The organism is Eleftheria terrae, assembly GCF_030419005.1.
GTDB lineage: Bacteria > Pseudomonadota > Gammaproteobacteria > Burkholderiales > Burkholderiaceae_C > Caldimonas > Caldimonas terrae.
Genome location: NZ_CP106953.1, coordinates 349,800 through 373,110 on the forward strand (window position 1 = coordinate 349,800; position 23,311 = coordinate 373,110).

The following is a 23,311-nucleotide window of genomic DNA, read 5'->3' on the forward strand; positions in this document are numbered from 1 at the left end:
CGTGGAGGCTGGTTGGTTTAAGTGGTCACGCCGTCACGGCCGATCGCTCGGCGAGTTGGCGATGGTAGTTTGCCTCGGCTTCGGCCGGCGGGATGTAGCCCAGCGGTGCCATCAAGCGATGATGGTTGAACCAGGCGACCCATTCGAGCGTGGCAAGCTCGACGGCCTCGCGGGTCTTCCAAGTGCGCCGGTGGATCACCTCGGCCTTGTACAGCCCGTTGATGGTCTCGGCCAGGGCGTTGTCATAGCTGTCGCCCTTGCTGCCAACCGAGGGCTCGATCCCGGCCTCGGCAAGCCGCTCGGTGTAGCGAATGCTGACGTATTGCGAGCCCCTGTCCGAGTGGCAGACCAGCCCCGCTTCGGCTTCGGGCTGGCGGGCATACAGCGCCTGCTCCTGCGCATCCAGGACGAAGTCGGTGCGCATCGAGTGGCTCACGCGCCAGCCCACGATGCGCCGTGCGAAGACATCGACGACGAAGGCGACGTAGGCGAAGCCCTGCCAGGTCGACACGTAGGTGAAGTCGCTCACCCACAGCTGGTTGGGCCGGTCCGCCCGGAACACCCTGTTGACCTTGTCGAACGGGCACGGCGCCTTGGCATCGGCCGCCGTGGTGCGAACGCGCTTGCCTCGAATCACGCCGCGAAGACCCAGCCTGCGCATCAGGCGCTCGACGGTGCAGCGCGCCACCTTCATGCCTTCACGCCCGAGCTGGCGCCAGACCTTGTCGGCACCGTAGACCTGCCGGTTGGCTTGCCAGACCCGATCGATCTCCGACATCAACTGCGCATCGCGCTGCGTGCGTGCGCAGCAGCGGCCCGGCTCGCGCCGGCGCATCGCATGGCGTCGGTATCCCGACGGGGCGATCTGCAGCACCCGGCAGATCGGCTCGACCCCGAAGTCACTCCGATGCGCGTCGACGAACGCCTTCAAGACTTCGTACGGCGGTCGAGCTCCGCCTGGGCGAAAAACGCGCTGGCCAGCTTCAGGATCTCGTTGGCCCGGCGCAGCTCCTTGACCTCGCGCTCCAGCTCTCTCACGCGTTGCGCCTCCGCGGTCGTCGTGCCCGCGCGCGTACCGGCCTCTACCTCTGACTGCTTGACCCAATCCAGCAGCGTCTGCGGCACGCAGCCGATCTTCGGCGCGATCGATTCGACTGCGCCCCATAGCGACGGGTACTCCCCGCGCGCTTCCTGCACCATCCGCACTGCGCGCTCGCGAACCTCAGGTGAGAACTTGTTCGACTTCTTCATGGCTCCATCTTCTCAAGAGTTGGAGCCTCCACAAATCCCGGGGCGATTCAGTGCGATCGGGCACCGAGCCTGACGGTGGCTCCGATGGCTTCCCCCATCGAGATCGTGATCCAGAGCGTCCGCATCATCGTGCCGACTCACGTCGACGTCGGCACGCTGCGCGAGGTGCTGAAGGCGGTGAGCGAGGTCCATCGCTGATGCTGGGCCTACCGCCGAACACGCGGGTGTGGATCGCAGCCGGCCACACCGACATGCGCAAGGGCTTCGACGGGCTGGCCGCCCTTGGTGCAGGCCGCACTGGCCAACAACCCGTACTCCGGTCACGTGTTCGTCTTCCGCGGCAAGCGTGGCGACGTACTCGAGGTGCTGTGGTTCGATGGCCAGGGCCTGCTGCTGTTGAGCAAGCGCTTGGAGCGCGGGCGCTTCGTCTGGCCGCAGGTCACCTCCGGTGCCGTGTCTCTTACTCCAGCGCAGCTGTCGATGCTGCTGGAAGGCATCGACTGGCGGATGCCAGTTCGCACGTGGCAGCCAGAGATGGCGGTGTGAGGTAACCGGCGGTCAACGCGGTTGCGAGTAGACCGGGCCGTTGGCACAGTACAGCCCGTGGCCGCGATCTCAGCCGAAGACTACGAAGCGCTTAAGGGCCGCCTCGCGCAACGCGAGCGCGAGCTGCTGCTGGAGCGTCTGCTAGTCGAGAAGCTCAAGCTGGAGATTGCCCGGCTCAAGCGCGGCAAGTTCGGCGCCAGTTCCGAACGCCTGGAGCACATCGAGCAGCTGGAGTTGCTTGTCGAAGATCTCGAGATCCGATGCAGCGCACTGCCAGATGGCAACGCGTCGAACCCCGCCCCGACGGCACGCGCACATCACCCCCTGCATGCAAACCGCTGCCGCCGCACCTGCCGCGCGAGACGGTGCGTCATGAGCCGGCCTGCAGCTGCAGCGAGTGCGGCGGCGAGCTGCGCTACGTCGGCGAGGATGTGGCCGAGGTACTGGAGCTGGTGCCGCAGCGCTTCAAGGTCGTGCGGCATGTGCGGCCGAAGTACTCCTGCCCGCGCTGCCAGACCCTGACCCAGATGGTGGCGCCGAGTCGCCCGATCGCTCGGGGCCTGGCGGGCCCGAACCTGCTGGCACACGTGCTGGTCAGCAAGTTCGCCGACCACCTGCCCCCGTACCGCCAGAGCGAGATCTACGCTCGCGAGGGGGAGCTGGAGCGGCTCGACGATGGCCGAAGGGGTCGGCAGCGCCTCGCGCCTGCTAGAGCCGTTGATGGAGGCGCTGCAGCAGTACATATTCAGCGCCGAGAAGCTGCACGCGGACGACACGCCGGTCGCCGTGCTCGCGCCGGGCAAGGGCCGCACGAAGACCGGGCGGCTGTGCGCGTACGTGCGAGACGAGCGGCCAATGGGCAGCCAGGCGCCGCCGGCGGTGTGGTTCCAGTATTCGCCCGACCGCAAGTGCGAGCGGCCACAGGAACATCTGAAGCACTTTGGTGGCATCCTGCAGGCCGACGGCTATGCCGGCTTCGAGGCGCTGTACGAGCAAGGCCGGGTGGTCGAAGCAGCCTGCTGGACCCATGCGCGGCGCAAGTTCTTCGAGCTGCACCAGGCCACGAAGTCGCCGCAGGCCTACGAGGCGTTGCGGCGCATCGGCGAGTTATACGAGAACGAGCGTCACGTCCGGGGCCGGCCGCCTGACGAGCGGTGGCGGGTGCGGAAGGAGCACGCCGTGCCAAGCTGCAGGCACTGCGCAGCTGGATGGACAGCGTGCTGGCGGCCACCTCGTCGAAGTCCGAACTCGCCCAGGCAATTCGCTACTCGCTGGGCCGCTGGCCTGCGCTCGTGCGCTACGCCGAGTACGGGCGCGTAGAAATCGACAACAACGCCGCCGAACGTGAGATCCGTGCCGTAGCCGTTGGCAGGAGAAATTGGTTATTCGCGGGTTCCGACGCAGGAGGCGAACGGCCGGCGACGCTTTATAGTCTCATCGGCACTGCCAAGCTGAACGGCCTCTACCCGCAGGCATACCTCGCGCATGTGCGGGAACACGTTGCGGAACACCGCGTGGATCGGGTGGCGGAGCTGCTGCCGGGGAACGTGACGGGCCGGCTGGTGCCGGGCGCTGCTGAGGAACTACAGGCCGCCTGAAAACAAGGTGTCGACTGGCGACGCTTACCTTTCAGCGGCCGCTGAAGTCCAACGTTAGGCTGCACGATGATCTTTAGTATCGGCTGGTGTGTTCTCCGTACCTCCCGTAGTGCGTATGCGCAGACGAGTGACGCGGACGCGAGCATCATGGACAAAGCCATCGCTGAGTCCGATGCAAAATTGTGGGCCTCTTTCCGCGAGTGGATGGCAGCGAACAGTTCCCCCTGGCTGCTGTGGACGTTGCATGAGCAACATAACAACCACAAAGGGATGCTTCAGGTGTACCTGTCGCGGAACCACAGGGGGTCGCCTTTCTGGGTCATGCTTGAGTGGATCGCGGAGCACGGCCTAGGGAGCTACGGGCTCTTCTATGTCAACGACGACGAAGAATCTGAGAGTTCCGGCAACGTCTTCCGAGTGCACCGGATCATGAACGGTCGAGTTGATCAACTGCCAGACCCATTCTTTGGACCGATAGTGCCCAACCTTGAGCCGATACATCCCTATGACCGCAACTTGCCTGGCGACAACGAAGAAGCGACGTAATGGCACGGGGCTCGGGTTGAAGGCCTACTTGCGGCACGTGCTCGAACGCATCGGTGACCATCCGGTCAACCGCATCGATGAGCTGCTGCCCTGGTACGTCGCCCCGCAGCTCGCTCTTCCGATCACCGAGCAGCGCTTGGCTGCCTGATCTTCACAAACCCGTCAACGCGGTGAGAGGGGTACGCTTACGTTCGCTCCGTTGCCGAGTCGGTGAACAAGACCCTAATCATTGAGTCGCGGTTGCCGAGGAAACACGGATGGCAGCGGACGTGGCAGTGAACTACAGATCTGAGAACTGCCTGCAGCGGGGGACAAGGCGTGCCACGGTGCCATTTTTGGCGCGCCGTCGAGCCGCTCGGACCAAAAGGAGTGAACATGACAGCATTCTTCGGGCTCCATTGGTCGGTACGCGGGCGCTCGCTGCAGCGCGATCGTGGCTCCACGAGACAGCTGAGGCGAAGGGCCCGTTTCGTGACGCTACTGATGTCGGCAGTTGGCTTTTTGGCGACCTGCACCGTGGCGACTGCACAGCCCGGGACTGTCACCTTTCTTGGCAAACTGTCTCGGACCGTAGAAAGCGCTGCAGCCGGCATCAATAACGCGGGCCAAGTCGTGGGAACGAGTTGGGGCGAGGATCTGAACCGTTACGCAACCTTGTGGAATGGCATGACCCCGACTGCCTTGAGCCAGTCCGACAGTGGCGCAGACGCTATCAATGACGCTGGCCAGGTCGCCGGATTTGAAGGTCCTTACGCCACCGTATGGAATGGCTCAACGTCGACTCGTTTGCAATCGCTCAACCTGAGAGGCGCCTCTAGCGCACTGGACATCAATGACGCCGGCCAGGTGGTCGGCTACAGCTGGAGCGGCGCCGTCATACGCCCCGCCATGTGGGATCACCGAGGACTGACGGTTCTAGGCACGACGGGAGAGACATCCGGCGTGGCGCACGCGATCAACGAAGCCGGTCAAGTGGTCGGGTACAGCACCGTGGCAGGGCAACCTGGGCTTGCCGCTACCTTATGGGTTGGCAACACCGCCACTCACCTGGGAACGTTGGGTGGCAGTGGGGGCTGCGCGTTTGGCATCAATGAGGCCGGTCAAATCGTCGGGAACAGCATCCTGGCGGACCACTGGACCTCCCACGCGACTCTATGGAATGGCACCGTGCCGACCGACCTCGGGTCCCTGGGCGGAACGAACATCAGCACTGCTTACGGCATCAACAACGCCGGTCAGATTGTCGGCACCAGCAGCACCGACCGCGACGGTTTTCATGCGGTCATGTGGCAGGGCGGAGCCATCATTGACTTGAACGACTTTCTTGACGAGAGCCTCAAGAAGGCTGGTTGGCGGCTCGAGTTCGCGCGAGATGTCAACGACAGCGGATGGGTCGTGGGGAGCGCCGAGAACAGGTTCACTGCCGACACTCGCGCCTTCCTTCTTTCACCTGTTCCCGAACCAGAGACCCATGTGCTCATGTGTCATAGCTACGACTTGATCTGACATTACCCTTGCCCGACAGGGCGTTCAAGGAAGTCAGATGACACAAGATCAGAAGATCATTCGCAACAAGATCGGGCTATTGAAGCTGGCGCAGACGCTGGGCAGCGTATCAGAAGCATGCAAGGTGCTGGGTTTCAGCCGAGACAGCTTCTACCGCTTCAAGGAACTGTACGAGACGGGCGGAGAAACGGCGCTCGCAGAGATCTCCCGCAAGAAGCCCAACCTGAAGAACCGGGCGGACCCCATCATCGAGCGAGCGGTGATCGACTTCGCGCTGGAGCAGCCGGCATACGGCCAGGTGCGCGTTGCCAACGAGTTGAGAAAGCGCGCCATCAGCGTATCACCCGCCGGCGTGCGCACGATCTGGCTGCGCCATGACTTGCAGACCTTCCAACTGCGCCTGAAGGCGCTGTCGGCCAAGGTGGCGCAGGAGGGCGTGATTCTCACAGAGGATCAGGTCCGTGCGCTGGAGAAGGCCAAGCAGGAGAAGGAAGCGCACGGCGAGATCGAGACAGAGCACCCGGGCTACCTCGGCTCGCAGGACACCTACTACGTGGGCAATCTCAAAGGCGTAGGGCGCATCTACCAGCAGACCTTCATCGACACGTACAGCAAGCTCGCGTTCGTCAAACTCTACGACCGCAAGCATGCGATCACGGCGGCGGATATGCTCAACGACCGGGTGCTGCCGTTCTTCGAGGAACACGGGGTGCCGCTGCTGCGCATCCTGACCGACCGTGGCAGCGAGTACTGCGGCAACCGGGAGACGCACGAGTTCGCGCTGTATCTGGACCTGGAGAACATCGAGCACACGCGCACGCGCACGAAGAGGCCTCAGACCAACGGGATCTGCGAGCGCTTCCATCAGACCATCCAGAACGAGTTCTACGCCAGCGCCTTCCGGCGCAAGCTGTACAACTCGCTGGACGAACTGCAGGTGGACGTTGACGAGTGGATGCAGAGCTACAACGCCGAGCGGACGCACTCGGGCAAGTACTGCTACGGTAAGACGCCGCTGCAGACCTTTATCGAGAGTGCAACGCTGGCGTACGATAAACAGCTGGATCAGATCAAGCAGACACCTCACGCCGATACGGCCGTCGCTTGACGGCTTGTCTGTCAGATCAAGTCTCGACTAGGACAGCTCATGCTGGCCGGCTTGGCGGCCGTCGCGTTCCTTGCGCGTTGCCGCTGCAGTGGAACTGCTCCATAGCTGCCCGGCACCCCGTGGACCGTTGCTGCCACGGCTCGGCGTGCTACCAGCCTGATCCATCATTCCTCTCCGATGGCTCAGGCTTCGACGTGCCGCACTGGAAGGCCTCGCCGTCGGGCTTCCGCTGCGACCTTCTGTCCTAGGACCTCGTCCTCGATGAGGAGCGCATGCTTCGTCACTTCGTTAACGAGGAGATCTCCTGAGCGGTCCTGCGGTCGCTCCTCTACGATCAATCCGGCGTTCCGGCAAGCTCCAGCAATGAGCCGCCCCTCGCGCTGGTCGAACTCTCCAAGGCTTACACATGCCCGGCCTCGAAGCTCGTTGAGTGCCGTTGTTGCAGTCACTTCGGCATATGCCGGGACAGCGGCGCGTATCGCTGCTACCTGTTTCGCGTCTGGTCCTCCCGCGTGGAAGTGCAGGGTCAATTCCAGGCTGTGCAGGTTTACGCGATTCACAACCCACCCGGGCTGAGAGCCGTCCCAGAGATAGCAGTAGCGGTCAACTTCCGTCACCTGCACACCGTCCTTTCCGATCATTCGATCCCCAATGACATTTCAAGATGAGCGGCCTCGAGGGTCTGGATAAGGTCGTACGGCACTACGGGGCAGCCATGCACCCGGTCAGATTCAACCGCATAGCATCCGAGGTACAAGCGGCCGTTCAAGGGCAACAGGAAGCACACATAGTCGTCCGTTGTAGGCCCCCAATCGAACACACGCAGATCGCCGCATGCGCGCTCTATGTCCGCGTCTACCCCGTTGACAAGCCGCCGGACAGCGTCTTCTAGGTCAAGCCCGACGAACAGCTCCTCATGCTTCAGAAAGTTCAGCTCACTCTTCAGGCGCTGGATTGTTGCGGCAAGTGCGGGCACGAAAGCCGGGACGTAGACCTGGTCGTCTTCTGACGTGATCCCTTCTCCGGCGACAACCAACTTTACCGTACGAAGCGCCCCCGTCGTCCGGCCGATCGCCACTGAAAAGTCGTTGCTTGTGCCGAATTTCCTGATACCGGCGGCACCCGCTTGCTTGCTCATTCCAGTGTCCGCCAGCGCCTTGTTCATGATGTCTCTCGTCTTTTCGGAGGCAGCTGCCGAGCAGACGGCTCTGGATCTCGCACTCTCCAGGCGCTCGGCAATCTGATGTGCTGCAGCTGCAACCTGCTGAACGAAAGTCACATCCGCTGCCATGTCATCCGAGGCCTCATACGCATATCGCCAATCCTCGAATAGCGTCTTGATGTTGCGTAGTGCCTCGCTGAACTGCATTGTTCGTCCCGGTATACGAGGGTAGCCCGGCACCTTGACAGCCGCCTCGACTGACTGCTGCGTCTCAGCAGAAAGGACGCGAAACAGTGCGTCCAGATCATGACCAACCCACTGCTCATTGCGCTCAAGGAGAAGGATTCCTTTGAATGCAAGTTCCACGGCGAAGGCAGCGCAGACGACAGCCGGAATGCCAGCCGGAACGTCGCCACGGAATGCCAGGCGCGCATCCAGAGCACGGGAGGCAGTATGTCTGAACTGCTCTGAAATGCGGATGCAACGAAGCGCCTTCTGCAGTGCGTCTTCCGCAGATAACGTCGCTCTCACGCGAACGAGCTTGTTCACCGGCCTCCCCTCTCTTTCCGATCTAGTGTCGACGCGCGGTGCCGCCGGACGTCATGACGATATCAATCAGCTCCATGAAGCGCCTGTTCTCGTAACGCAATGGCGCGACAAACGCTTGCGCCTCCTCCCAGGACAGCCTCAGCACGACTTCGCCGCTATTGCAGCCATTTCTGTAGATGATAGGAGGTTGGTGGCTCTCCGGCGAGACCGGCTCGAACGCTCTCGTCTTCAGGAAGAACTCATACCACTGGCCGTCGTCGGAATCAAAACAGAACCCGTACGAACCGCCATCCCTGTAGATGTCGGCGCCCCAGATCTTCTGGACCCTCACGGTTTGATCCTTTCCGACCAGTCCGGTACATCCCGACTGGTGATGATTCGCGTGAATGGCGGATGGATGGACGTGGAGTCCGTGACCTCCACCTTCCGCATCAAATTGCCTTCGGCGTCGAAGACCTCGAAGACGTCGATGTCGGCGTCTTGACCCTTGCGCACCGATCGTTCACCGGAAACCCGCACCACCTTGTGCGATGGGTCGATGCCAAGCTTTGCCCTTACTGCTTCGTCCATGTCGTTCATCCCTCCAGGCTACCCGGTCTCACCACAATCTGTGCGCAACGGGGCCACACCGTCGTCCGTAGCGCGCCGCCACCGTCGACCGGCGCATGCACTTCAACACTAAAGCTAGCCGGCCGCGTTTCCGTCCTCCGCATGTGCCACTCGTTCGTGGTGATGGTTCCGGCCAAGCGGCTTGAACCGAGGTTAACTTGATGCTCATGATGCTCATGCTGTCTGCACTTTCCGATCAGTTGCCGGAACGCCGGCGTACGCATGGATCTTAGTCAGCGCCGCAGCTCGGGCGCCCGCGCCAGACCGGCCTTCAGTTCGGCGATGCGACTGTCGGCTAAGCGCAGAAGGCACCGCTGCTGGTCACTCTCCGACATTGATCCTGGATAAGCGTAGAGCCATTCGAGCGCACATTGGCGTCTGCGGAACTCGCGCCACGACCTGTCGGCCGCGGAGACAGCTTCGCGCAGCCTCCCGTCCATACTTTGCTCGAGATCCCGTGTGAGATGGACGACCACCGCCTCACGTTCCTGGACACGTTGCCGCAGGCACGCATCATCGAAGGCAGGCAGATCGACGCCTTGGCAAACATCAGCAGCAAGCACCCCTCCGGCGACCAACGATGCGACTGCGCCGATGGCCAATCTCACGGCGTGGCAAGCACTGTGCAGCGGGACAGCCTTTACAGTCATCACCGCACCAGATAGGCAGAACCCACCCGCAACATTGCACATGATGGTCTTCATCACGATCCTTTCCGATGTCTCATAAGGTCGCAATGACGTTGTGCGGTAGCACGTCGTCGTAAGCTGAGGCGGTGCGCCCCGGCAGTCGTCTTGAGCTTGCCGGACCACCGATCGGTAGGCGGTCAAGTGCCATAGCGCTTCCGCTGACAGGAGCGAATCGTCAAGTTCAAGATGCAACGCGAGGATCCCTGCGGCGTGAGGGGCCGTGATGCAGAATGCAAGGCACCGCAAGCCCCATGACCCAGGATGACAAGTACCACGGCGGCTCATCCTGCAAGAGCGGCGCACGTATCAGGTGTGGCATGAACAATGCGGTTGAAGGCGCCAGTGCCAGGTATAGGGTCAGTCGCCCGAGGAACTGTCTATTCATCGCATTTTTCCTTTCCGATCAGTCGCGTTCCGCGGTTTCCTCTTGCGGGCGGCGCTCACCTTCTCTGTCCTCGGCAGCCTCCCGATGCGCGGACATGCCCAAATACACAATCAGCCCGAGACCCAGAAGCACAGACGCAGCGGCTGGCGAATAAACGACCGCTAAGGCCATCATCCCTGCAGCGGTAAGCGTAGGAACGAGGATGGCCCGCATCTTTGAATCCTTCCGCATGCCTGTCCTCCTTTCCGACTTAGAAGGGGGCGGAAAAATCGGGAGCCGGCCGGATGACCAACGACACAGGCACCGCCGGCGCCGCCGACGTGTTGAGGCTTGACAGATCGATGTTCTGAATCGTCACCTTGTGCTCGACACCCACCAGCTCAGTGAGCGCCTTGCCGATTGCCGCCTCGATCGCCGCCACGCTGTGCTGCTTGATCGATTTTTCCTCGCTCATGGATTCTTTCCTTTCCGTTCAGAACGAAGTCTGCTCCAAGCCGTTTCCGTGGACCAACCTTCATGTCGACTTCCATCCCGACCAAAACTGATACGCCCGGAGGCAGTCCGAAGGCGACCATCCAGCCGTCCTCTGCAGGCGCGACATCGGTCAACCAGTCGACGCGGGAAGGATATTCGCTCAGGATTGCCATTGCCTCACTGAGCTGTCCCTTGACCATTTCAAACTGGTATGCCACTGCAATCTCAGCATCCAAGTCGGGATCAGGGCCATTGTGCTGGCTCTCTGCGCCGATGATTCTCACGACGACGCTGCTTGTCGGGTCCTGATCCATTTCGCGTTCCTTTCCGATGAGGTTCAAGCTACGACCCGAGTTTGACGATCTCAAAGCGGCTTCTGTCCGGTAGGTTGGGCCAGAGTTGAAGTTCGGGCCAATCTGCACGGAACACATCAAGATGACCGCCACCTTCCTTCGAATCAAGGAAACGCAACGCCTCCTCAAACTGCTCCGGTACAGAACCTGGGCGAGGTCGGCTGAGCCACATTACGTCGTAGGTGCCTGGCATGATCCGCAGCCGCTGACCGTTCTCAGCTAGGCCACCTACGGGCTCGCCGTCCTTCACACGTACACGATGGACTTCACTTCCCATCTCGTTCCCTTTCCGATCTCGTATTCGCCTGCTTCAGATCTCGCCTACAGACCTCGAAGCGAGCCGGTGAACTTTCCACACGCACATTGATGCACTGTCGCTCGCCCCTCTGCTAGCGAGGCGAAGTGGATGGGCTGCGCGCAACGGTTGCACGCCACTTTGCAGGTACCCTTGAGTCGATACTCTGCGAGAGCCTCTAGAAACAGCTCTCGATCATCTTCGGACAGTGCACCCTCACGCTCGCCCTGCCTGACGGGCCTGTCTGGACCTGGGCCGCTCATTCAAGTCCCCTTTCTCCTACTGTGCGAGAACACGTTCGACGAACTCGAGCCGCGACTGGCTGTCAGCGGCACTGAAGCTCATCCTCCCTTTGAGTTCGCTATAGCGTTCTCGCATGCCGTCCACATCCTGCTCCATCGTGTGGTCGAGGTCCTCGGGCAGCAATCCCGTCGACAGCACGCGCAGCGTGTCGACAGTCCGTTCGGCCTTTGACCTTTGCGTCGTCATCTCAAGCCCTTTCCGTTCTCTACTCACCATTCCATTCGGCATGCTGGGGGACCATGCACTCAACACGCCACTGTTCGAGGCGCTCGTAGATGGCTGTCGATGGCCACGGTGGTGCCTGTGGTCCTTGCCAGACGAGGTGCACAAGAGCGACACGCCCGGTTCCATCTAGGATCTGGAACAGACAGTCGTCCCCGTTTCCCCGGCCTATGAGTTCGACCGGTAGTCCGTACATAACGTGCCCCGGCTTAACCTCTATGGCGAGTTGCCTCTTGAACGTACCATCGGCGTCGTGGTACGACTCCCATGGGGCGAGCCATTGCATCGCACCACCTTTCCGAACACTCTTTGCATTGGCCATTAGGGTGCTTCCTGCTCGCCGGAATCGATCGCTACGCACTGCCCTTCGAAATGAGCAGCACGCCAGGTTTCGTGCTCCGAGCTGTCCTTGGGGTAGGGATTGTTGGACGCGGGCAGCCCTGCCCGGCCTGCTTCCCATCCTGCTATGCGGATGTCCTTGGCGCGTACTCGGAGTCGCTCGTCATCCATTGCAGTCCATACCCGTTCCTTGCCGATCTGCTCGCGCGAGGCGACAGTTTGCTCTGGGAACTGTCGATACGGCGTCATGCCGCCGGCCGAAACCGCGGCCTCACGCTTCCCGCGCGTGATCCGGCCCACCTCGCTCATTGTCACTTCGACCGCCCCGGCTTTGACGGCCTCGGCGCGCTTGCTCATGGCGATGTCGAAGTGTTCGTGATGCGTGCCTGCCTTTTGGAGCCACTGGCGCGCCACACCGATGCGATCAGCCATTGCGAGCAGCTCATCGGTGCTATCGGCCACCATGTGACACATCTTCATGCGGCCGTACTGACCCATGGGTATCGTGTGCATGTCGTCAACGTACACCGTCATTTGCGTCTATTTCCGATGTAGTCACTAGAGCCGGTCAGACCTGCTCTCATGGAGCAGCCGCCGGCTTAACGGAACTCCGAGCAGCAGTCTCCGCCGCTCGGATCGCCAACTGCCGCAAAACGAACGCCCCTCGCTCGGCAACCGAAGGCGAAGGGTCATCGGCAATCCTGCGAGCCAGGGGCATGACGGCCTCGCCGAGGTTGTCGATCTCACGGACGAGCGCCTCAGCAGCAACGCGGCGGACAATCGACGAGCGATCAAGTGCGGCGGCGTTCAGGGTGTCCAAGAGCACAGGGACGTGACTCAGGCGTCGTTCACCTAGAACGTTGTTCAGCCGGCCTTGCAGGTACCTGATATCGGTCCACCGCCAGCTACGCCCTTCCACCCACACAGCCTTTCCTAGAAGCATGCTTCGATAGGCTCGCGCACGTACCGCGGGTTGCACCGCCTCTGACGCAATCACCTCCAAATGTTTATCGAGGACCGTCCATCGTTGAATCTGGGCCAAAACCGCAGACATGGGTCCCGTTGATGAAACGAGTAGCCTGCGGGTGAGCGGTGTGGCGAGTTCGGGAAGGGAGACGAGCTTTGAGATAACGTCCTTGTCCGACTCTTCAAGACGGCCCCAGGAGGTCCAAGTCGGCAGCAGCGCGCACAGCGCCTCCGCCACCAGCTCCGGGTCCGAAGACTCAGCCAGTCTGGGGACGACCTCTCTCGCTGCCGCTCTAACCTGAGGCACCCAGTCATTGAGCCTGCGTGCAGCCAAGGCAAAGAAGAAGCTGTTGGGCGCGGAACCCGAAAGACTCCGTAGTGTTCTCTCACGAACGTAGCCGTCCCAGTGGCTCAGGTCGATCCAAGTCAAGAATCTCGCTGGCTCAGCCCTTCCCTTCGAACGACTGGATGGGAGCAACGTTCGCCATCCGCTGCTCTCGGAACGCTCAGCAGCGCGCCATGCGACATCGAACTCGTCGCGGATCAACCTCTCCCAGTGCGCCAGATTGAGTAGCGATGTCCTTGAGGTGACGCGGACGAGCGATGACATATCGGCCACGCCCTGGCTGGCCGACGTGAGCGAGGCAGCAAAGCTCCGGACTGCGGCCCGCACATCGTCTTCAAGCTGTTTGTGATCGCGCTCCTGGCTCAAGTTGCCTCCTTCTTTCCGATCAGCTAGTTCCTGGATTCAACCCAGATGGTCTGTCCAGGGTGATGCTCCTCATCGTACCGACCGCATCCTCCACTAGCAGGCTGCTGAAATACTGCGCTGAAGCACCTACCTCGACCCGCGAGCTGATGGAGTTTCGGTAGCTGCCGTCGCGAGGAGTGTCAGAAGGGCCATTTCCGGGCCGGTTCGCCCCTGTGGAGGGCCGAGTTGCGCACCTGCGCTGCTCATCTGGCGCCTTGCAGACGGACCTGTCCCAGCGAGCGCATGCGCACCAAGTTGTAGGCCGCCATGTTCAGCACGAACAACTGGTCCACCTTCTTGAGTCCGCGCACCATCACCTGCCGGATCGAGCCGATGGTCTTGGCCCACCCGAAGGCCTGCTCGATGCGCTTGCGGCATTGCATCGACAACGCGTACCCGTCGGTCTGGGCGATCTCATCGGGCACCGCCGAGCGACGCCCCGACTTGTTCTGCGCCACATGAGGCTCGACCTTGAGCTGCTGCAACTCGGCGATGAACTGCGCCGCGTCGTAGCCCTTGTCTGCACCCAGCGTGATCTCTGCCTCAGGGTTGACCTGCCGGGCATCGTTGATCATGGCCCGGGCCGCCGCGCGCTCGGCATAGCCGTCTGCCTGAGTGACCACGGCATTGACGATCAGGCCGTGCCGGTTGTCCATCAGTGTGTGGCCCATGAAGCGCATCTCGCTGGCAGTCTTGCCCTTGCAATACAGGCGGCTGTCTGGATCGGTCTTCGATTCGTGCGTGTCGTTGCTGCGCGGCTGGCCCCGGAAGTCGCTGCCATCGTTGCTGCTGCCACCGCCCGCGTCGTCGTCGTCACCGGCCTTCTTGGGCACAAAGCTCTTGTGGCTGGCCCACGCCTGGATCAGCGTGCCGTCCACACTGAAGTGTTCCTTGGACAGCCAGTTCTTGCGCTCGGCTTGCGCCAGCACTTCGTTGAAGAACGCGACCACCGCATCGTGCTCGATCAAGCGCTGTCGGTTCTTGCTGAATACCGTGGGCACCCACACGTTGTCGTCCATCGATAGGCCGATGAACCAGCGAAACAGCAAGTTGTATTGCACTTGCTCCATCAGCAGTCGCTCCGAGCGCACCGAGTACAGCACCTGCAGCAACATCGCCCGTAGCAGCTTCTGCGGGGCGATGCTCGGACGCCCGCCCTTGGCGGCGTCCTCATACATGTCGGCGAACATGTCTTCAAGCTCGATCAACGCGTCGTTGACCATCGCGCGTATCGCTCGCAGCGGATGCGTGGCCGGCACGAAGTCGTCCAGCTTCTTGACGCTGAACAGGCTCTCGGTGAAGGTGTCGGGACCGCGCATAGGTGACAACAAGATTCAGGTTCGGGTGCTGGGTGACACTGTGCCGCATCTCCGCCAGGATGCGCTGCCGACGGCGAGGTATTTCAGCAGCCTGCTAGATGTCGATCGCTGAGTTCGTAGATGAATCGACTGAGGTTCTGGCGCTTCAGCGCCGCGTATTCACCTTCGGTAATTGCGTCGCTCCCGCACCAGACGAAGTCATGCGGCTTGGCGGCGCGAAGGGCGTCGGCAAGGCCGGCGGGCGTGATGGCGAGGAAGACCATGACCGTGCTGTTCTCGATTCCGATCTGTGTGGGCATTCTGCTGCTCGAAAGTGAGACAAGAGCAATCCGACAACCCCGACCACGGCCAGAACCGACCGGGCAGGCAAACGAGTGATAGAAGGTTAAGACGCGGCTCCGTGGCGAGCGCGAGCAGACTGGCTCGATCACTCTCTTTACCGCTCCCGTCACACCGGTCAGTCGAACGGTTTGATATCCAGCCTCAGGCCGTAGTGCAGCTTCTCGCCAGTGCGGCGGGTGGCCCCGCCGACCACGAGCGCAGCACAACAGGTCGTGGCATTGCTGAGACGCTTCTGCGCCAGTCGGCGCCTGAAGCTTCGGGCGTCCTCGCGGCTAAGGTGTCCGACCTTTCGTCTACCGATAAGGACAGCCACTGCTTTCGGGTCAAAGCGGTTGTCGTCTTCGGGAAGCAACGTCGCCAGGCATTCCCTCTCAACGGAATCTGTGCCGTGGTCTCCCGCCACAGCAGCGAGCGCTTCCTGGTATTGTGATTCCCCAACCACTTCAAACTCGAACCCGCCAAGCCGGGGCCAATGGAAGGCCTCTTCACTGAGCTCAGGAGCGAGCCAATTTGAACTCGTCTCCCCTTCTGCTCGCTTGGCACTGCTTGGCCGAAAAATCAGCCAAACGATCGCGAGAACAGCTGCTGTGCCGAGAAAGATGGTTGCATTCATTGCTGCTGCTATACCTTGTGCTGTGTTGGGGTTGCTATTGTCTTGTCGGTGTGCTGCCCTTTGCACGCTTGTAGCCTGCACCAAGACGCGCGGCTATAACGCCATTATCATTCACCGACGAGTGCTCCCTGGCTGGCATCGCGCGGCCCCCTCGACGCCAAAGAGGCGGGCCTTCTATTGCTGACCAGCAGTCAGTTTGGCGCCTCGCTGTCCCTCCTCGGCGAGTCTGTCAGACCGCTGCCGAATGGCTGTCTACTGTTTGGGAAGAACGCCAAATATTTCGCTCTAGAGCATTTTCGTTACGACGCTCGACAGTAAGCGTACGCTGATCACCGGCGTGCGTCGGGGGGACGTGCCCGGATGGTGCGGTCACAGCCGATCGCAGGGAGCCTGTCAGGAATTTTGTGTTTGAGGCATAGCCTGTCGAACAGGAGCATGTATGCCAAGCAAAAAGAAGCCGGCTGCGGCCGCTGGGGCGGCGTTGCCGTCCATTCCCAAGGAACTGATTGACCACTTCGTGAAGGGTCCGATGAGCGCCGAGGCGGTCCAGGCCGCCTCGATGGCGTTCAAGAAGGCCCTGATCGAGCGCGCCTTGGGTGCTGAACTGTCGCACCACCTGGGCTACCCAGCCGGCGCGGCCAAGCCCGAAGAGGCGGGCAACCACCGCAACGGCACCAGCGGCAAGACCGTGCTGACCGAGGACGGGCCACTGCGACTGGAAGTGCCGCACGACCGCGAGGGCAGCTTCGAGCCGGTGCTCATTCCCAAGCACGAGCGCCGCTTCACCGGCTTCGATGACAAGATCGTGGCCATGTACGCGCGCGGCATGACGGTGCGTGAGATCCAGGGATTCCGGGCCGAGCAGTACGGCACCGAGGTCTCCCCGGAGTTCATCAGCTCCGTCACGGATGCAGTGATGTCGGAGGTGACGGCCTGGCAGAGCCGCCCCCAGGAGCCGATGTACCCGGTGGTGTTCTTCGACGCGCTGCGGGTGAAGATCCGCGAAGACGCCGTGGTGCGCAACAAGGCCGTCTACCTGGCGCTGGGCGTGCTGGCGGACGGCACGCGCGACATTCTGGGGCTGGATCGAAGGCACCGAGGGCGCCAAGTTCTGGCTCAAGGTCTTCAACGACCTGAAGACCCCAGGGGTTGGCGACATTCTCATCGCCGTCACCGACGGGCTCAAGGGCATCCCCGAAGCCTTGGGCGCGGTCTTCCCGACCACCACGCTGCAGACCTGCATCGTGCACCTGATGCGTAACAGCCTGGACTTCGCCAGTTGGAAGGACCGCAAAGCGCTGGCCGCGGCGCTCAAGCCGATCTACACGGCGGCGAGCGCCGAGGCCGCAGCGGCCGAGCTGGAGGCCTTCGAGGCGGGGCCCTGGGGCAACAAGTTCCCCACCGTGGTGGCCGCTTGGCGGCGCAACTGGGGATCGGGTGATTCCGTTTTTTGCGTTCCCGCCGGCGGTGCGTCGGGTGATTTACACAACGAATTCCATTGAGAGCATCCACGCGCAGTTGCGTAAAATCATCAAGACGCGGGGGCACTTCCCCAGCGACGACGCCGCCACCAAGTTGATCTGGCTGGCGCTGCGCAACATCACGGTTGACTGGGGACGCGCTGCCAAGGAATGGCGCGAAGCGATGAATCAATTTGCGATTGCCTACGGCGAACGCTTCATCAAGACCGCCATTTGATGGACGGCCTTCAGAGCCTCACACAAAAAAAATCGGACAGGCCCATCGCAGGCAGCACGGGTAGCCAAATCTTTGTTTTCTCTGGCTATCGCAACCTTTCAACCTTCAAGTTGTAGATCGCCCACGCTGCATCGCGACCCTTGTCCTCCTCTCCCGCTTCGAAGGCCGCGAACATCTCCTCAAGTTTGGCGTCGATAAGCGCGGCGTGATCAAGGTCACGTTTAAGCTGAGGCCGGATCTCTGTCCAGAGCTCCTTCAGATCGGCCATGTGGGTAACGTAGCTCCAATGCCCCCAGTCGGGATATTCATCAGGTGCCCTGGTCGCCGCAGCGCTGACGGAGCCTTCGAAGTCGGCCAAGCGTTCCTTCAGTGACATCAGAATGACCTTCCAGTCGGCCTCCGCTTAGGAATCAGCGAACGCCTCGCCATCATGCCGCCTGTAGTTCCTCGGTACCGCCGCAGGTCAGCCGACTCGCCACGTTCCACGGCAGCAAGTCCGCCACCTGATCCACGCGATGTTCGCCGATGTGTTGCAGCACATGCGCTAGGTACGCCTGCGGGTCGAGGCCGTTCAGCTTGGCGGTGCCGATGAGACTATAAAACGTGGCCGCCCGTTCGCCTCCTGCGTCGGAACCCGCGAATAGCCAATTTATCCTGCCAACAGCCACGGCACGGATCTCGCGTTCGGCGGCGTTGTTGTCGATTTCTACGCGCCCGTCCTCGGCGTAGCGCACGAGCGCGGGCCAGCGGCCCAGCGAGTAGCGAATCGCCCGGGCGAGTTCGGACTTCGACGAGGTGGCCGCCTGCACGTCGTCCATCCAGTTGCGCAGTGCCTGTAGCTTCGGCACCGCGTGCTCCTGCCTCACCCGCCACCGCTCGTCGGGCGGCCGACCCCGGATGTGCCGCTCGATCTCGTATAACTCGCCGATGCGCCGCAACGCCTCGTGGGCCTGCGGTGACTTCGTGGCCTGGTGCAGCTCGAAGAACTTGCGCCGCGCATGGGCCCAGCAGGCTGCCTCGACCACCCGGCCTTGCTCGTACAGCGCCTCGAAGCCGGCATAGCCGTCGGCCTGCAGGATGCCGTCGAACCGCTTCAGATGTTCCTGTGGCCGCTCACCCTTGCGGTCAGGCGAATACTGGAACCACACCGCCGGCGACTGTGGGCTGCCCAGCGGCCGCTCGTCTCGCACGTAGGCCCACAGCCGCCCGGTCTTCGTGCGGCCTTTACCTGGCGCGAGCACGGCCACCGATGTGTCGTCAGCGTGCAGCTTCTCGGCGCTGAGCACGTACTGCTGCAGCGCGTCAATCAAGGGGTCCAGCAGCCGCGAAGCGCTGCCCACCCAGTCCGCCAGCGTCGAGCGCTCCAGCTCCACCCCCTCGCGGGCGTAGATCTAGCTCTGGCGGTACAGGGGCAGGTGGTCGGCAAACTTGCTGACCAGCACGTGTGCCAGCAGGTTCGGGCCCGCCAGGCCCCGAGCGATCGGGCGACTCGGCGCCGGCATCTGGGTCAGGGTCTGGCAGCGCGGCAGACGTACTTCGGCCTGACGTGTCGGACCACCTTGAAGCGCTGTGGCACCAGCTCCAGCACCTCGGCCACATCCTCGCCGACGTTGCGAAGCTCCCCGCCGCAGTCGCTGCATCTGCACGCCGGCTCGTGACGTACCGTCTCGCGTGGCAAGTGCGGCGGCAGCGGCTTGCGTGCAGGGGGATGATGTGCAGGGGTGGACGCCGTCGTGTTCTGCGCCTCGCCGTCCGGCAGCGCGCTGCAACGGGTCTCGAGGTCTTCGACCAGCAACTCCAGCTGCTCGATGTGCTCCAGGCGCTCGGAACTGGCGCCGAACTTGTCTCGCTTGAGCCGGGCGACCTCCAGCTTGAGCTTCTCCACCAGCAGGCGCTCCAGCAGCAATTCGCGCTCGCGTTGCGCGAGGCGGTCCTTGAGCGCTTCGTAGTCTTCGACGGAGATCGCGGCCACGGGCTGTACTGTGCCAACGGCTCGCTCCCCTCGCAACCGCGTTGACCGTCGGTTACCTCACACCGCCATCGCTGGCTGCCACGTGCGAGCTGGCATCCGCCAGTCGATGCCCTCCAGCAGCATCGACAGCTGCGCCGGGGTGAGCGACACGGCACCGGAGGAGGCCTGCGGCCAGACGAAGCGGCCGCGTTCCAATCGCTTGCTCAACAGCAGCAGGCCCTGGCCGTCGAACCACAGCACCTTGATCATGTCGCCGCGCTTGCCCCGGAAGACGAACACGTGGCCGGAGTACGGGTTGTCGGGCAATGCAGTCTGCACCAGGGCCGCCAAGCCGTCTAAGCCCTTGCGCATGTCGGTGTGGCCGGCCGCGATCCACACGCGGGTGTTCGGCGGCAGGCCGAGCATCAGCGATGGACCTCGCTCACGGCCTTCAGCACCTCGCGCAGCGTGCCGGCGTCGACGTGAGCTGGCACGATGATGCGGACGTTCTGGGTTACGATCTCGATGGGAGAAGCCGTCGGAGCCGCGGTCGCGCTCGGTGCTCGATCGCAGACGCTCACCGGTAGCAACGCCGGTGGCAGCGCCTTCCCACCCGCCGGGCGCTCCTTGCACCAGCGCCGCGCCAGGTTCGCGTTGACCCCGTACTTCAGCGCGACGCCGGAAAGCGAGACGCCGGGTACCCGACAAGCATCAACCACGGTCTGCTTGAATTGCTCTGCATGCGGGCGTCGCTTACGCGGCGTTCCGGCTGCACTCTTCCCACTCTTGATAGAGTCCACTATGTCCATAGTGGGAACTATCTAAGGTCCGCGAACCGCGATCAATGTGCCCAGACCGGACGCATACGTTTGCTCGGACAGCGGAGCAAGATCTTCACCAAGTGGCCCTTCAGCGAGTTCAAGCACGTAGCAGCTCATCGTGCGATGGTACCGCGCTGCCCCAAACCTCCCGGAGTACGGCTTACGCCCATTGCCGGACGCATACGCAGCACCGTCATGCGGATAAGCGCCTGTCTGGATCTTGGCGTGAACGTACAGCGCAAGATGCCCTGACCGTCTTGCTCTTACCCACATCTTTGAGGTCGAAGTGAATAGCCGAACCGGATATCAGCAAGTCGCGCCATTCCTCGCCAGATGACGGTATTGCCTGGTGGTGGATCTGAAGCGCGGGCCAAGTACCCGCCGAGTCGGGCCAACTGCATCAGGCAGGACGATAACGACTGTCTGCAAGGCGATGCTGCCGTACAGGAAGGTGGTCTGAGGCGGTCCAGCACCTCGACCTCTGCCTCTGTGAAGGCCATCCGGGGCGGGGCCTCGGGAGCGGCGCGATTCATCATCGTCAGCCAGAAGATGCGCCAGCCGAGGAGGCAGAACATGGCGATCAGATTGGTCAGGCGTTGGGCGGTACGCAGCTTGGAGTCTTCGGCTCGGCAACCGGACTTCAAGATCTTGTGATAGGTCTCGATCTTCCATCGCATGGCGTACCAGTCGAGCTTCTCGATAGCCTGCGCACGGGAGGTGACCGGCAGGTTGGTGATCAACTTCCAGTCAATCGGATCGGCATGCAGGGGCGCCTCTCGCTCCACGGCCTGCAGCACCGTGAGCATGAGTGGCGGGTAACGGCTTTGCTTGACCCTCGGTGGCAGCAGACGCACGCGGCAGTACTTCAACTCCAGCAGCGCGCAGCGCTCCTGGCCCTGGCTATTGCGCACCTGGATGCGATGCAGGCCGCGGCAGCGAACCTCTCTGAGGTAGGTTGCCACGGTGTGGGTGCCGTCTCCGGCAAGCCGGTCGGCACAAGTTCGGAAGATGAAGTGGGTTTGAGCTTCATGAGCCTGGCAGAACAGCTCATAAATGTCGCTGCCGCGGTCGCCGATGTGCACGCAGCGTTCGGGCTGCTCGAACATCTCGCCGGACAGCCGCACGTTGTCCAGCCAGCACATACTCTCCTTCAACTCGATGGGCACCCGTGTCGGATTGATCGAGCGCTTGAGCGCGTTGGTGCCCTTGAACTTCGAGCGGCTCCAGAACTTCACGGCTGCCAAGCCCAACGGCAGCCCTTCGGTGGTGACGGCCAGGCTCGAATGCATGAGCAGCCCTCGAACCGTATGGTGCCGCACGCGGCCTTGCGAGTCCCACCCGGAATTGACCTTGCCCAACAGTCCCAGGGCGTGATCGCTGTCACGGTGATAGGCAAACTCCGTCGTGTCGTGCAACACCAGCACGGGCGCCTGACTCGCCGCAACAATCCGTTGGCGTGTCGCGCTGAAGTGCCCTGCCAAGATATCGGCCTCGTTGACCCGCTCGTTGCTGAGGAATCGATACGCCGCCTTGGTGTTGGCCCAGTCTTGGCATACCCAGGGAATGCTCTGGCCTGGCGCTTGGGCAAACCGCGCCAGCAACGCTCTCAGGCGTCGGCCCAGGCGGGCGTCCTGGAAAACGCTCTCGTCCAACTCCTGGTCGATCCAACTGTTCTGCCCCGTCTTGATCGCTTGACCTGCCCTTGTACCCTGCGAGTTTGCCATGGCAGCCTCCGGCCGTCCCGTACTGCCAAGTTGCGACACAGCGCCCAACTCACCGGAAAATCTCAGCAGCTCGGCGCCAACCGCTCATAGAAAAGGCGAAATTGTGGGTAAAAGCAAGCCTGACCGTACGCTTACGCTCGGGCCGGTCACACTCGACCAGAACCTGCGTCTAAAGTGCCCGGCTGTGACGGCGCCGCTGCACCGGCTTGGAGTCCATAGGCGTCCACCTAAAGCCAAATGGAAGATCGATAGCCCTCACTCCGCTCGGCGACGGGGAAGTGGCTGATGCACACGTCCTCGAAATCAAAACTGAGAATGCCCTGCACGCTGATGTCTTGGCCGTCCAACTCTGCCAAACGCGCGAGAGCTTGGTTGACTGAAAGATGATGTTCCATGGCGTCCCAGCCTACCTTGTCGAAGTCCGCTTCCGCTGCAGTGCAGCCGCCGCTCCAGGCTGAGAGCGGTCGCTAGCGCGCTAGAGTCCCGGTCAGTTTGAGCTGTCGTATCTCCTTCGGAGTGCTTCCATCAGTTGGGCTCGGTCTTCCTCAAGACCAAGAACAACGGTTTCAACAACCGGCTTCCGCTGCGGCTCTGACACGCGAGGCAGGCACTTACCGACGTACTTGGCCGCGTCCGAGAGAGCATTGCGGCAGTACGCGTTCGAAATCGAGTCCCAAGCCAAGGCTATCGCGTGCGCGATGAAAACAGAGAAGTTGCCCGCCTTGCCGCCGTTTCCTCCGACCTTCAACGCGATCGCCCCAGCACGGAGATGCAGCAGTTCGGTTGGCATGCCATCGATGATGATGCCGGGGACGGCGTCAGGCGAAGTTGCGATTGGGGTCATCGAGTCAAGCAGGCCGCCAAACTCGGCCTGCCTGATAGGGCCTTCACCGCGGTCGGTGAGCACCGGCGACGGCTCGAAATGCCGCCAAATCATCGTCCGCGCGCACACCACCGAGACCTTTCCAAGCCCGAATGTGATGCAGATTTCGGGATGGAACGATGGCATGAGCAACAAGCGAATCGCTTCCGCGGCGTCCGTGCACGTAGGATCGTTCTTGAACGACGCGATCCCCATAGATCTGCAAATTGCCTCGGACGTATAGGCGTCTGTTTTCGTGGTGCGCCAGCTTACCTGACGGCCAAGTCCCCCGCTGCATCCGCCAACGCCAACGTCTGCTTCCGCTGCGG

At 62.2% G+C, this 23,311-nt stretch carries 22 protein-coding genes, 5 pseudogenes and 1 other annotated feature; of the genes and pseudogenes, 7 read left to right on the top strand and 20 right to left on the bottom strand.

The features are described from left to right. Positions 1 to 25 precede the first annotated feature (25 nt). Positions 26 to 1,251, bottom strand: a protein-coding gene (locus N7L95_RS28425) for an IS3 family transposase (RefSeq protein ID WP_301260994.1) whose coding sequence is annotated in 2 segments (ribosomal slippage) — positions 26 to 963 and positions 963 to 1,251 — 1,227 coding nt in all. Because the reading frame shifts where the segments join, the coding sequence is not laid out codon by codon here. Next, positions 857 to 973: a sequence feature (AL1L pseudoknot), on the bottom strand. Its footprint overlaps the gene before it by 117 nt. Before the next feature lie 197 nt (positions 1,252 to 1,448). Between N7L95_RS28425 and tnpB (N7L95_RS28430) the strand changes: the two are divergent. The 6 genes and pseudogenes from tnpB (N7L95_RS28430) to N7L95_RS28455 all read left to right on the top strand — a co-directional run bounded on the left by tnpB (N7L95_RS28430) (position 1,449) and on the right by N7L95_RS28455 (position 6,555). Next, a pseudogene (gene tnpB, locus N7L95_RS28430) lies at positions 1,449 to 1,797 on the top strand (IS66 family insertion sequence element accessory protein TnpB). Between the two features lie 57 nt (positions 1,798 to 1,854). Then, a pseudogene (gene tnpC / locus N7L95_RS28435) lies at positions 1,855 to 3,395 on the top strand (IS66 family transposase). Between the two features lie 147 nt (positions 3,396 to 3,542). Then, positions 3,543 to 3,941: an Imm7 family immunity protein gene (locus N7L95_RS28440; RefSeq protein WP_301260995.1), complete on the top strand. Its 399-nt coding sequence runs from the start codon at positions 3,543 to 3,545 to the stop codon at positions 3,939 to 3,941. A 7-nt stretch (positions 3,942 to 3,948) separates the two neighbouring features. Then, positions 3,949 to 4,089, top strand: a pseudogene (locus N7L95_RS28445) (transposase domain-containing protein); the annotation flags it as partial. Positions 4,090 to 4,316: 227 nt separating this feature from the next. After that, positions 4,317 to 5,447: a hypothetical protein gene (locus N7L95_RS28450; protein ID WP_301260997.1), complete on the top strand. Its 1,131-nt coding sequence runs from the start codon at positions 4,317 to 4,319 to the stop codon at positions 5,445 to 5,447. A gap of 37 nt (positions 5,448 to 5,484) precedes the next feature. Beyond that, positions 5,485 to 6,555 carry an IS481 family transposase gene (locus N7L95_RS28455; protein ID WP_301255661.1) on the top strand — a complete coding sequence of 357 codons (1,071 nt, stop codon included), beginning with the start codon at positions 5,485 to 5,487 and terminating at the stop codon, positions 6,553 to 6,555. 637 nt (positions 6,556 to 7,192) lie between these two features. Here the strand turns inward: N7L95_RS28455 and N7L95_RS28460 are convergent. The 12 genes from N7L95_RS28460 to N7L95_RS28515 all read right to left on the bottom strand — a co-directional run bounded on the left by N7L95_RS28460 (position 7,193) and on the right by N7L95_RS28515 (position 15,926). Next, positions 7,193 to 8,266: a hypothetical protein gene (locus N7L95_RS28460; RefSeq protein WP_301260998.1), complete on the bottom strand. Its 1,074-nt coding sequence runs from the start codon at positions 8,264 to 8,266 to the stop codon at positions 7,193 to 7,195. A gap of 22 nt (positions 8,267 to 8,288) precedes the next feature. Continuing rightward, complete coding sequence (locus N7L95_RS28465) at positions 8,289 to 8,597, bottom strand: hypothetical protein (RefSeq protein ID WP_301260999.1); 309 nt, start codon at positions 8,595 to 8,597, stop codon at positions 8,289 to 8,291. Next, on the bottom strand, positions 8,594 to 8,836 hold the full coding sequence (locus N7L95_RS28470) for a hypothetical protein (RefSeq protein WP_301261000.1): 243 nt from the start codon (positions 8,834 to 8,836) through the stop codon (positions 8,594 to 8,596). The genes N7L95_RS28465 and N7L95_RS28470 overlap by 4 nt, the downstream gene beginning before the upstream one ends. Positions 8,837 to 9,108: 272 nt before the next feature. Beyond that, the gene (locus tag N7L95_RS28475) at positions 9,109 to 9,579 is read right to left on the bottom strand and encodes a lysozyme inhibitor LprI family protein (RefSeq protein ID WP_301261001.1); all 471 of its coding nucleotides are present in this window, start codon (positions 9,577 to 9,579) and stop codon (positions 9,109 to 9,111) included. A gap of 620 nt (positions 9,580 to 10,199) precedes the next feature. After that, positions 10,200 to 10,403 carry a hypothetical protein gene (locus N7L95_RS28480; RefSeq protein ID WP_301261002.1) on the bottom strand — a complete coding sequence of 68 codons (204 nt, stop codon included), beginning with the start codon at positions 10,401 to 10,403 and terminating at the stop codon, positions 10,200 to 10,202. Beyond that, the gene (locus N7L95_RS28485; RefSeq protein ID WP_301261003.1) at positions 10,330 to 10,737 is read right to left on the bottom strand and encodes a hypothetical protein; all 408 of its coding nucleotides are present in this window, start codon (positions 10,735 to 10,737) and stop codon (positions 10,330 to 10,332) included. The genes N7L95_RS28480 and N7L95_RS28485 overlap by 74 nt, the downstream gene beginning before the upstream one ends. Positions 10,738 to 11,350: 613 nt before the next feature. Further along, a complete protein-coding gene (locus N7L95_RS28490) occupies positions 11,351 to 11,560 on the bottom strand; it encodes a hypothetical protein (RefSeq protein WP_301261004.1) in 210 nt (69 codons plus the stop codon). A 357-nt stretch (positions 11,561 to 11,917) separates the two neighbouring features. After that, a complete protein-coding gene (locus N7L95_RS29675; protein ID WP_363324899.1) occupies positions 11,918 to 12,469 on the bottom strand; it encodes a DUF4031 domain-containing protein in 552 nt (183 codons plus the stop codon). 46 nt (positions 12,470 to 12,515) lie between these two features. Further along, complete coding sequence (locus N7L95_RS28500; protein ID WP_301261005.1) at positions 12,516 to 13,613, bottom strand: hypothetical protein; 1,098 nt, start codon at positions 13,611 to 13,613, stop codon at positions 12,516 to 12,518. 242 nt (positions 13,614 to 13,855) lie between these two features. After that, a complete protein-coding gene (locus N7L95_RS28505; protein WP_301255679.1) occupies positions 13,856 to 14,971 on the bottom strand; it encodes an IS5 family transposase in 1,116 nt (371 codons plus the stop codon). A gap of 83 nt (positions 14,972 to 15,054) precedes the next feature. Then, positions 15,055 to 15,270 carry a hypothetical protein gene (locus N7L95_RS28510; protein ID WP_301261006.1) on the bottom strand — a complete coding sequence of 72 codons (216 nt, stop codon included), beginning with the start codon at positions 15,268 to 15,270 and terminating at the stop codon, positions 15,055 to 15,057. 158 nt (positions 15,271 to 15,428) lie between these two features. After that, positions 15,429 to 15,926: a hypothetical protein gene (locus N7L95_RS28515; RefSeq protein WP_301261007.1), complete on the bottom strand. Its 498-nt coding sequence runs from the start codon at positions 15,924 to 15,926 to the stop codon at positions 15,429 to 15,431. A 439-nt stretch (positions 15,927 to 16,365) separates the two neighbouring features. On the opposite strand from N7L95_RS28515, the pseudogene N7L95_RS28520 reads away from it, so the two are divergent. Beyond that, positions 16,366 to 17,624: pseudogene (locus tag N7L95_RS28520) on the top strand (IS256 family transposase). 85 nt (positions 17,625 to 17,709) lie between these two features. Here the strand turns inward: N7L95_RS28520 and N7L95_RS28525 are convergent. The 7 genes and pseudogenes from N7L95_RS28525 to N7L95_RS28555 all read right to left on the bottom strand — a co-directional run bounded on the left by N7L95_RS28525 (position 17,710) and on the right by N7L95_RS28555 (position 23,198). Then, entirely contained in the window at positions 17,710 to 18,000 is a 291-nt protein-coding gene (locus N7L95_RS28525) for a hypothetical protein (protein WP_301261008.1), read from the bottom strand. A 52-nt stretch (positions 18,001 to 18,052) separates the two neighbouring features. Continuing rightward, positions 18,053 to 19,596, bottom strand: a pseudogene (gene tnpC, locus N7L95_RS28530) (IS66 family transposase). Positions 19,597 to 19,653: 57 nt separating this feature from the next. Next, a complete protein-coding gene (gene tnpB / locus N7L95_RS28535) occupies positions 19,654 to 20,001 on the bottom strand; it encodes an IS66 family insertion sequence element accessory protein TnpB (RefSeq protein WP_301261009.1) in 348 nt (115 codons plus the stop codon). Beyond that, complete coding sequence (tnpA, locus tag N7L95_RS28540; protein WP_301261010.1) at positions 20,001 to 20,384, bottom strand: IS66-like element accessory protein TnpA; 384 nt, start codon at positions 20,382 to 20,384, stop codon at positions 20,001 to 20,003. Before tnpA ends, tnpB (N7L95_RS28535) begins: the two co-directional genes overlap by 1 nt. Positions 20,385 to 20,659: 275 nt before the next feature. Next, entirely contained in the window at positions 20,660 to 22,120 is a 1,461-nt protein-coding gene (locus tag N7L95_RS28545) for an IS4 family transposase (RefSeq protein ID WP_301261011.1), read from the bottom strand. 227 nt (positions 22,121 to 22,347) lie between these two features. Continuing rightward, a complete protein-coding gene (locus tag N7L95_RS28550) occupies positions 22,348 to 22,515 on the bottom strand; it encodes a hypothetical protein (protein ID WP_301261012.1) in 168 nt (55 codons plus the stop codon). A gap of 92 nt (positions 22,516 to 22,607) precedes the next feature. Beyond that, positions 22,608 to 23,198: a hypothetical protein gene (locus N7L95_RS28555; RefSeq protein ID WP_301261013.1), complete on the bottom strand. Its 591-nt coding sequence runs from the start codon at positions 23,196 to 23,198 to the stop codon at positions 22,608 to 22,610. Positions 23,199 to 23,311: the final 113 nt, after the last annotated feature.

Coding starts and splice junctions, on each gene's coding strand:
- N7L95_RS28440 (WP_301260995.1), top strand. CDS start 3,543: ATGGACAAAGCCATCGCTGAGTCCGATGCAAAATTGTGGGCCTCTTTC.
- N7L95_RS28450 (WP_301260997.1), top strand. CDS start 4,317: ATGACAGCATTCTTCGGGCTCCATTGGTCGGTACGCGGGCGCTCGCTG.
- N7L95_RS28455 (WP_301255661.1), top strand. CDS start 5,485: ATGACACAAGATCAGAAGATCATTCGCAACAAGATCGGGCTATTGAAG.
- N7L95_RS28470 (WP_301261000.1), bottom strand. CDS start 8,836: ATGGACGAAGCAGTAAGGGCAAAGCTTGGCATCGACCCATCGCACAAG.
- N7L95_RS28475 (WP_301261001.1), bottom strand. CDS start 9,579: ATGAAGACCATCATGTGCAATGTTGCGGGTGGGTTCTGCCTATCTGGT.
- N7L95_RS28480 (WP_301261002.1), bottom strand. CDS start 10,403: ATGAGCGAGGAAAAATCGATCAAGCAGCACAGCGTGGCGGCGATCGAG.
- N7L95_RS28485 (WP_301261003.1), bottom strand. CDS start 10,737: ATGGATCAGGACCCGACAAGCAGCGTCGTCGTGAGAATCATCGGCGCA.
- N7L95_RS28490 (WP_301261004.1), bottom strand. CDS start 11,560: ATGACGACGCAAAGGTCAAAGGCCGAACGGACTGTCGACACGCTGCGC.
- N7L95_RS29675 (WP_363324899.1), bottom strand. CDS start 12,469: ATGACGGTGTACGTTGACGACATGCACACGATACCCATGGGTCAGTAC.
- N7L95_RS28505 (WP_301255679.1), bottom strand. CDS start 14,971: ATGCGCGGTCCCGACACCTTCACCGAGAGCCTGTTCAGCGTCAAGAAG.
- N7L95_RS28510 (WP_301261006.1), bottom strand. CDS start 15,270: ATGCCCACACAGATCGGAATCGAGAACAGCACGGTCATGGTCTTCCTC.
- N7L95_RS28515 (WP_301261007.1), bottom strand. CDS start 15,926: ATGAATGCAACCATCTTTCTCGGCACAGCAGCTGTTCTCGCGATCGTT.
- N7L95_RS28525 (WP_301261008.1), bottom strand. CDS start 18,000: ATGTCACTGAAGGAACGCTTGGCCGACTTCGAAGGCTCCGTCAGCGCT.
- tnpB (WP_301261009.1), bottom strand. CDS start 20,001: ATGCTCGGCCTGCCGCCGAACACCCGCGTGTGGATCGCGGCCGGCCAC.
- tnpA (WP_301261010.1), bottom strand. CDS start 20,384: ATGGACATAGTGGACTCTATCAAGAGTGGGAAGAGTGCAGCCGGAACG.
- N7L95_RS28545 (WP_301261011.1), bottom strand. CDS start 22,120: ATGGCAAACTCGCAGGGTACAAGGGCAGGTCAAGCGATCAAGACGGGG.
- N7L95_RS28550 (WP_301261012.1), bottom strand. CDS start 22,515: ATGGAACATCATCTTTCAGTCAACCAAGCTCTCGCGCGTTTGGCAGAG.
- N7L95_RS28555 (WP_301261013.1), bottom strand. CDS start 23,198: ATGGGGATCGCGTCGTTCAAGAACGATCCTACGTGCACGGACGCCGCG.